The sequence below is a fragment of the Pseudomonas sp. IT-P294 genome, from assembly GCF_949767865.1.
In the GTDB taxonomy this organism is placed as follows: Bacteria; Pseudomonadota; Gammaproteobacteria; order Pseudomonadales; family Pseudomonadaceae; genus Aquipseudomonas.
Window position 1 is genome coordinate 261,220 of record NZ_CATKQW010000002.1, and the last position, 8,111, is coordinate 269,330.

Below are 8,111 nucleotides of genomic sequence, written 5' to 3' on the forward strand. Positions count from 1 at the left end.
CATTTGAATCGTGTCGCTTAACTCAATCCCAGCTCACGCCAGATCCGCATTACCTGGCGCCGTTCGTCCACGAACTGATCACCCGGTATCACGCCAGGGTCCTTCTGCAAGGCCTGTCGGTGAGCGGCGGAACGGTAGGCTTTATAAGCCTCTCGCAGCAGACTGGCATCTTCGGCGGGCATCAGCCCTTCGTGTTCCAGCTCTTCCAGAATGCGGATATTGTCCGTCCAGCGCAGCAATGGCGGATGTGTTTCGGACCACGCCAAGGCCGCGTATTGCACCATAAATTCAATATCGACGATACCTCCGGCGTCCTGCTTGAGGTCGAATGGCGCCGTGGCCTCGAAGGCATTTGCCCCGGTGCCGGCCATCGTGCTCTTGCTGCCGAGGTTATCGCGCATCTTGGCGCGCATCTCGCTGACCTCCTGACGCAAGGTCGCCAGATCGCGCGTTTTACCCAATACCGCCGCGCGGACTTTCTCGAAAGCCTGGCCGACATCCTTGCTGCCCACCAGTACCCGCGCCCGCACCAGCGCCTGATGCTCCCAGGTCCAGGCTTCGTTTTCCTGATAGCGGGCAAACGCCCCGACCGAACTCACCAGCAACCCCGAGGCGCCTGACGGCCGCAGCCGCATATCGACTTCATACAGCTGACCGGAGTTGGTCTGCGTCGTAATCAAATGAATGATCCGCTGCCCCAGGCGGGTGAAAAATTGCGCGCCGTCGATGGGTTTCGCCCCGTCAGTCTCGGCCTGCGGATCGCCGTCATGGATGAACACCAGGTCCAGGTCCGAACCATGCCCCAGTTCCAGACCACCGACTTTCCCATAACCGACAATGATGAAGCCGGGATCGCACAACGTGCCGTCGGTGCGCAGCGGCGTGCCATATTTGGCCACGGTCTGGCGCCAGGCCAGGGCCAGCACTTGTTCGAGGATCGCTTCGGCCAGCCAGGTCAGGTAATCGCTGACTTTCATCAATGGCAGGCTGCCGGCGATTTCCGAAGCGGCAACCCGCAAGCGGTGCGCCAGTTTGAAATGGCGCAAGGCTTCCATTTGCTGTTCGAGGTCGTCTTCGGGAATCCGCGTCAGGCGCTCGCGCAACTCGGCGGCCAGCTCCGGCGCCAATGGCGGTTTGAACAGCCGGCCTTCATTGAGCAATTCATCCAGCAACAGCGGGAAGCGGGTGATCTGCTCGGCGATCCACGGGCTCGCTGCGCACAAGGTCAGCAAACGCCGCAGCGCGCCGGGATTCTCGGTCAGCAACACCAGGTAGGCAGAACGGCGGGCCACGGCCTCGACCAGCGGCAGCACGCGCTCCAGCACCAGATCGGGGTTGGCATGCTCGACCGCCTGGGCCAGCAACCGTGGAATAAAGGCATCGAGCCGCTCGCGACCCAGACGCTGCATCGCGCGCAATTGAGGGCTGCTGCGCAAACTGGCCAGCGCTTTCAAGGCTTTGGTGGCATCGGCGAAACCGCCCTCTTCCAACTGTCGGCACGCGGCCTCTTCATCCTGGGCTTCTTCCCACAGCGGCAGCCATTCGCCACCGACCACCACTTCGCTTTCGGTGCCTTCCTCTTCATCGGGATCGGCGATCACCTGCCCAAAATGCCAGGCCACGCGTCCACGCCAATGCATCAGTTGCTCTTGGAACGCCGCCCAATCGGCAAAACCCATCATGAAGGCAATACGCGCCTGATCCTGTTCGCCGTCCGGCAGCATCTGGGTCTGGCGGTCGGCGATGGCCTGGATCGCGTGCTCGGTGTAACGCAGGAATTCGTAGCCTTCGCGCAGTTCGCTGATCACCGCGGGCGGCAGGTAACCCTGACCTTCCAGCGTGCTCAGTACTTTTAATAGAGGACGCTGCTGCAGGCTCAGGTCACGGCCACCGTGGATCAATTGGAAGGCCTGGGCGATAAACTCGACTTCACGAATGCCGCCAGAGCCAAGCTTGATGTTGTCGGCCATGCCCTTGCGCCGCACTTCCTGCTGGATCAGCTGCTTCATGGTGCGTAGCGCTTCGATGGCCGAGAAGTCCAGGTAACGTCGGTAAACGAACGGGCGCAACATTTCCTGCAACTGCGCGCCGGCCACTTGATCGCCGGCCACCACCCGCGATTTGATCATCGCGTAGCGTTCCCAGTCGCGGCCCTGATCCTGGTAATACTGCTCCAGAGCATTGAAGCTCAAGACCAGCGCCCCGGCCGAACCATAAGGGCGCAGGCGCATGTCGACGCGAAATACAAAACCGTCGACGGTCATCGGGTCCAGGGCCTTGATCAGGCGCTGGCCAAGCCGGATGAAAAATTCCTGGTTGTCCAGCGGGCGTTTCACCCCGACGGTTTCGCCGCCCTCGGGGTAGGCGAAAATCAGGTCGATGTCCGACGACAGGTTGAGCTCGACGGCGCCGAGCTTGCCCATGCCCAGGATGACCATCTGCTGCGGCTCGCCGCTGCGCCGACCGGTGGGCACGCCGAACTGCTGGCAATGGCGCGAGTACAACCATTGATAAGCCTGATCGATGCTGGCATCGGCCATGTCCGAGAGGTCGCGACAGGTCTGGATCAGATCAGCCTTACGGGTCAGGTCACGCCAGACGATCCGCACTTGATGACGGGTGCGCTGGCGGCGCAAGGCGCGGCCGAGTTCGTCTTCGGTCTCGGCGGCGTTGACCGCGCCAGCGATCTGCGCGCACAGCTCGCCGGGCGCGAAGCTGCGGTCCAGTTCGCCGGACTGCACCAGCGTCAGCAACATCAAAGGGTCACGAACAGATTGTTCAATCACGAAGTCGCTGGCGGCTGTGACGCGGGCAAATTGCGCCCAGCGATCAGGCGTCCACGAGGAAAGACCATGATCGTCGTCCAGCCCGGCAACGGCGGCACGGAACGACTGCTCGGCACGGGTGACAAACGGCAGGAGAATGTCGGGCAGTTCAGCAAGCGTGGGAAGGCTCATGGTCTATCCTTGATCGGCGTGTAAAGGGCGGCATGTAGTGATTTTGCGAAATGCACTACGTGATCGACTGTCGAACAAAGGTTAGAAATAGCTGAAATTTCTTTATTTTTGGCAGACAGCATCAAGCTTTCACCTTTTCCGGTTGGCAAAAGACCAACCTTAACGATTATTCTCACAACGCAGCTGGAGGCCACAAGCCGCTCATCTGTAGTTTTACTACTCGTATATACATTCGAAAGGCTGAAATGCCCGAAGATTTGTAGTAAAACTACACGCCGCCGGAACAACCTCTCGGCAATCCAAGAATTTATATCGTCTGCCCACAAGGCCAGTCGCAAACTCAGGCAACCGATTCTGGAAGCCTTTCCGCCCTGGAGCAAGCCATGCAAGACCTCGATCCCGTCGAAACCCAGGAATGGTTGGACGCCCTGGAATCGGTTCTCGACAAAGAAGGCGAAGACCGCGCTCACTATCTGATGACCCGTATGGGCGAACTGGCGACCCGCAGTGGCTCGCAGCTGCCTTACGCCATCACCACGCCATACCGCAACACCATTCCCGTTACCCACGAAGCACGCATGCCTGGCGACCTGTTCATGGAACGCCGCATTCGCTCGCTGGTACGCTGGAACGCGATGGCCATGGTGATGCGTACGAACCTGAAAGATTCGGACCTGGGCGGTCACATTTCCAGCTTCGCCTCCAGCGCCACGCTGTATGACATCGGCTTCAACTATTTCTTCCAGGCCCCGACCGACGAACACGGCGGCGACCTGATCTACTTCCAGGGTCACACCTCGCCAGGCGTTTACGCCCGTGCGTTCATGGAAGGTCGCATCACCGAAGACCAGATGAACAACTTCCGCCAGGAAGTGGATGGTCACGGCCTGTCGTCCTATCCGCACCCTTGGCTGATGCCTGATTTCTGGCAGTTCCCGACTGTATCCATGGGTCTTGGCCCGATCCAGGCGATCTACCAGGCACGCTTCATGAAGTACCTGGAAGCCCGTGGCTTCATCCCTGAAGGCAAGCAGAAAGTCTGGTGCTTCCTGGGCGACGGCGAGTGCGACGAACCAGAATCCCTGGGCGCGATCTCGCTGGCTGGCCGCGAGAAGCTCGACAACCTGATCTTCGTCATCAACTGCAACCTGCAGCGCCTCGACGGCCCGGTTCGCGGCAACGGCAAGATCATCCAGGAACTCGAAGGCGTGTTCCGCGGTGCTCAGTGGAACGTGACCAAAGTCATCTGGGGCCGTTTCTGGGACCCACTGCTGGCCAAAGACGTCGACGGTATCCTGCAACGCCGCATGGACGAAGTCATCGACGGCGAGTACCAGAACTACAAAGCCAAAGACGGCGCGTTCGTGCGTGAACACTTCTTCAACTCGCCAGAACTCAAGGCGATGGTTGCAGACCTGTCCGACGACGAGATCTGGAAACTCAACCGTGGCGGCCACGACCCGTACAAGGTCTACGCGGCATACCACGAAGCGGTCAACCACAAAGAACAACCGACCGTCATCCTGGCCAAGACCATCAAAGGTTATGGCACCGGTGCCGGCGAAGCGAAGAACACTGCGCACAACACCAAGAAAGTGGATGTTGAAAGCCTGAAGCTGTTCCGCGATCGTTTCGACATTCCAGTGCGCGACGAAGAGCTGGAAAACCTGCCGTTCTTCAAGCCGGAGCCAAACAGCGCCGAAGCCCGTTACCTGAGCGAGCGCCGCACTGCACTGGGCGGTTTCGTGCCACAGCGCCGCGCGCAGAGCTTCAGCGTGCCGACGCCATCGCTGGACACCCTCAAGGCCATTCTTGATGGTTCGGGCGACCGTGAAATCTCCACCACCATGGCCTTCGTGCGCATCCTGGCGCAACTGGTCAAGGACAAGGAAATCGGCCCGCGCATCGTCCCGATCATCCCGGACGAAGCCCGTACCTTCGGTATGGAAGGCATGTTCCGTCAGTTGGGCATCTACTCGTCCGTCGGCCAGCTCTACGAGCCAGTCGATAAAGACCAGGTGATGTTCTACAAGGAAGACAAGAAGGGCCAGATCCTCGAAGAAGGCATCAACGAAGCGGGCGCCATGAGCTCGTTCATCGCTGCCGGTACTTCGTACTCCAGCCACAACCAGCCAATGCTGCCGTTCTACATCTTCTACTCGATGTTCGGCTTCCAGCGTATCGGCGACCTTGCCTGGGCCGCTGGCGACAGCCGTACCCGTGGTTTTCTGATCGGCGGCACCGCCGGCCGTACCACGCTGAACGGCGAAGGCCTGCAACACGAAGACGGTCACAGCCACATCCTGGCTGCCACCATCCCGAACTGCCGCACCTTTGATCCAACCTACGGCTACGAGCTGGCGGTGATCATCCAGGACGGCATGAAGAAGATGACCGAAGAGCAGCAGGACGTTTTCTACTACATCACCGTGATGAACGAGTCCTACCAGCAGCCAGCCATGCCGGCCGGTGTCGAGGAAGGCATCATCAAGGGCATGTACCTGCTCGAGGAAGACACCCGCGAAGCGGCGCACCACGTTCAGCTGATGGGCTCCGGCACCATCCTGCGTGAAGTCCGCGAAGCGGCGAAAATCCTGCGTGAACAGTTCAACGTCGGCGCCGATGTATGGAGCGTTACCAGCTTCAACGAACTGCGTCGCGATGGCCTGGCCGTTGAGCGTACCAACCGTCTGCACCCTGGCCAGAAGCCTAAGCTGAGCTACGTCGAAGAGTGCCTGAACGGCCGTAAAGGTCCGGTCATCGCATCTACCGACTACATGAAGCTGTTCGCTGAACAAATTCGTCAGTGGGTCCCGTCCAAGGAATTCAAAGTCCTGGGCACCGATGGTTTCGGCCGCAGTGACAGCCGCAAGAAGCTGCGTCACTTCTTCGAAGTCGACCGTCATTTCGTGGTGTTGGCAGCCCTGGAAGCCTTGGCTGACCGTGGTGACATCGAACCTAAGGTGGTGGCTGAAGCCATCGTCAAGTTCGGTATCAACCCGGAAAAACGCAACCCACTGGACTGCTGAGGAGACACTCTGTGAGCGAACTCATTCGCGTACCTGACATCGGCAGCGGTGAAGGTGAAGTAATTGAACTGTTTGTGAAGGTCGGCGACCGTATCGAAGCCGATCAGAGCATCCTGACACTTGAGTCGGACAAGGCGAGCATGGAAGTGCCTGCGCCAAAAGCCGGCATCATCAAGAGCCTGAAAGTAAAGTTGGGCGATCGCCTGAAAGAAGGCGACGAACTGCTGGAGCTGGAAGTCGAAGGTGCCGCTGCGGCGGCCCCTGCGGCTGCCGCTGCGCCAGCTGCCAAGGCTGAAGCTGCACCTGCTGCCGCGCCTGCCGCTGCTCCTGCTCCAGCTGCCGCACCGGCTGCCGCTTCGGTTCAGCAAGTGCACGTGCCGGACATCGGTTCGTCGGGCAAGGCCCAGATCATCGAGATCCAGGTCAAGGTCGGCGACACCGTCGAGGCTGATCAGTCGTTGATCACCCTGGAATCCGACAAGGCAAGCATGGAAATCCCATCGCCTGCCGCTGGCGTGGTCAAGGCCATCAGCGTCAAGCTCAATGACGAAGTCGGCACTGGCGACCTGATCCTGGACCTGGAAGTGGCGGGTGCTGCGGCACCGGCTGCAGCCGCTCCAGCTCAGGCGGCTGCACCGGCCGCCGCTGCTCCGGCACCTGCCGCTGCGGCCCCGGCTGCACCGGTTGCTGACAGCGTTCAGGACATTCACGTCCCGGACATCGGTTCGTCGGGCAAGGCCAAGATCATCGAAGTCCTGGTCAAGGCCGGCGACACCGTTGAAGCCGACCAGTCGCTGATCACCCTGGAATCCGACAAGGCGAGCATGGAAATTCCATCGCCAGCCGCTGGCGTGGTGGAAAGCATTTCCGTCAAGCTGGACGACGAAGTCGGTACTGGCGACCTGATCCTCAAGCTGAAAGTCAAAGGTGCTGCTCCGGCAGCAGCTCCGGCACCAGCCGCCGCGCCTGCTGCACCTGCGGCGGCCAAGGCTGAAGCGGCACCTGCTGCCGCTGCACCTGCCGCACCGGTGGCGGCACCGGCCAAGCCGGGCGCCAAGGTCCACGCAGGCCCCGCTGTACGCCAACTGGCCCGTGAGTTCGGTGTCGAGCTGAGCGCCGTCGGCGCCAGTGGCCCGCACGGTCGCATCCTGAAGGAAGACGTGCAGGTTTACGTCAAAGCCATGATGCAGAAGGCCAAGGAAGCACCGGCAGCCGCTGCTGGCGCAACCGGCGGCGCGGGCATCCCGCCGATTCCGGTCGTGGACTTCAGCCGCTTCGGTGAAACCGAAGAAGTGCCAATGACTCGCCTGATGCAAATCGGCGCGTCGAGCCTGCATCGCAGCTGGCTGAACATTCCGCACGTGACTCAGTTCGACTCGGCTGATATCACCGAGCTGGAAGCGTTCCGTATCGCTCAGAAAGCCGTTGCAGAGAAGGCTGGCGTCAAGCTGACCATCCTGCCGCTGCTGCTTAAATCCTGCGCGCACCTGCTCAAGGAACTGCCGGACTTCAACAGTTCGCTGGCACCAAGCGGCAAAGCGATCATCCGCAAGAAGTACGTCAACATCGGCTTCGCCGTCGACACCCCTGAAGGCCTGCTGGTACCGGTCATCAAGAACGTCGATCAGAAGAGCCTGTTGCAACTGGCCGCCGAAGCCGCCGCGCTGGCTGCCAAGGCCCGCGACAAAAAGCTCACCGCCGACGACATGCAAGGCGCCTGCTTCACCATTTCCAGCCTCGGCCACATTGGCGGCACCGGCTTCACGCCGATCGTCAACGCGCCGGAAGTGGCGATCCTTGGTGTCTCCAAGGCAACCATCCAGCCAGTCTGGGACGGCAAAGCCTTCCAGCCGAAACTGATGCTGCCGCTGTCGCTGTCCTACGATCACCGTGTGATCAACGGCGCCGCTGCTGCACGCTTCACCCAGCGTCTGAGCAGCCTTCTGGCGGACATCCGCACCATCTTGCTGTAACAACGGCCGGCCCTCCTTCATTGGAGGGCCGTTCGCGTTCCACGTTTTCCGAGCGCCACGCTCGTACCTCAACCCCGCCAATTTGGCGGGGCTTTTTTTGCCTGGGTGTCTCGTCCTGAATAAGGTTTACACCTTCTGGCTTCTGATCAGGA

The 8,111-nt window shown here is 60.6% G+C and carries 3 protein-coding genes; 2 read left to right on the forward strand and 1 reads right to left on the reverse strand.

The window, feature by feature from the left end; genetic code table 11:
* Positions 1 to 17 precede the first annotated feature (17 nt).
* Positions 18 to 2,957 carry a bifunctional [glutamate--ammonia ligase]-adenylyl-L-tyrosine phosphorylase/[glutamate--ammonia-ligase] adenylyltransferase gene (gene glnE / locus ACM6I0_RS02405; protein ID WP_285435943.1) on the reverse strand — a complete coding sequence of 980 codons (2,940 nt, stop codon included), beginning with the start codon at positions 2,955 to 2,957 and terminating at the stop codon, positions 18 to 20.
* Positions 2,958 to 3,340: 383 nt separating this feature from the next.
* On the opposite strand from glnE, the gene aceE reads away from it, so the two are divergent.
* Positions 3,341 to 5,986 carry a pyruvate dehydrogenase (acetyl-transferring), homodimeric type gene (gene aceE / locus ACM6I0_RS02410; protein ID WP_285435942.1) on the forward strand — a complete coding sequence of 882 codons (2,646 nt, stop codon included), beginning with the start codon at positions 3,341 to 3,343 and terminating at the stop codon, positions 5,984 to 5,986.
* An 11-nt stretch (positions 5,987 to 5,997) separates the two neighbouring features.
* The gene (aceF, locus tag ACM6I0_RS02415; RefSeq protein ID WP_414921373.1) at positions 5,998 to 7,959 is read left to right on the forward strand and encodes a dihydrolipoyllysine-residue acetyltransferase; all 1,962 of its coding nucleotides are present in this window, start codon (positions 5,998 to 6,000) and stop codon (positions 7,957 to 7,959) included.
* The last annotated feature ends 152 nt before the right edge of the window (positions 7,960 to 8,111 follow it).

Excerpts from the sequence above, each read along its gene's own strand:
- glnE (WP_285435943.1), bottom strand. The coding sequence starts at position 2,957 with ATGAGCCTTCCCACGCTTGCTGAACTGCCCGACATTCTCCTGCCGTTT.
- aceE (WP_285435942.1), top strand. The coding sequence starts at position 3,341 with ATGCAAGACCTCGATCCCGTCGAAACCCAGGAATGGTTGGACGCCCTG.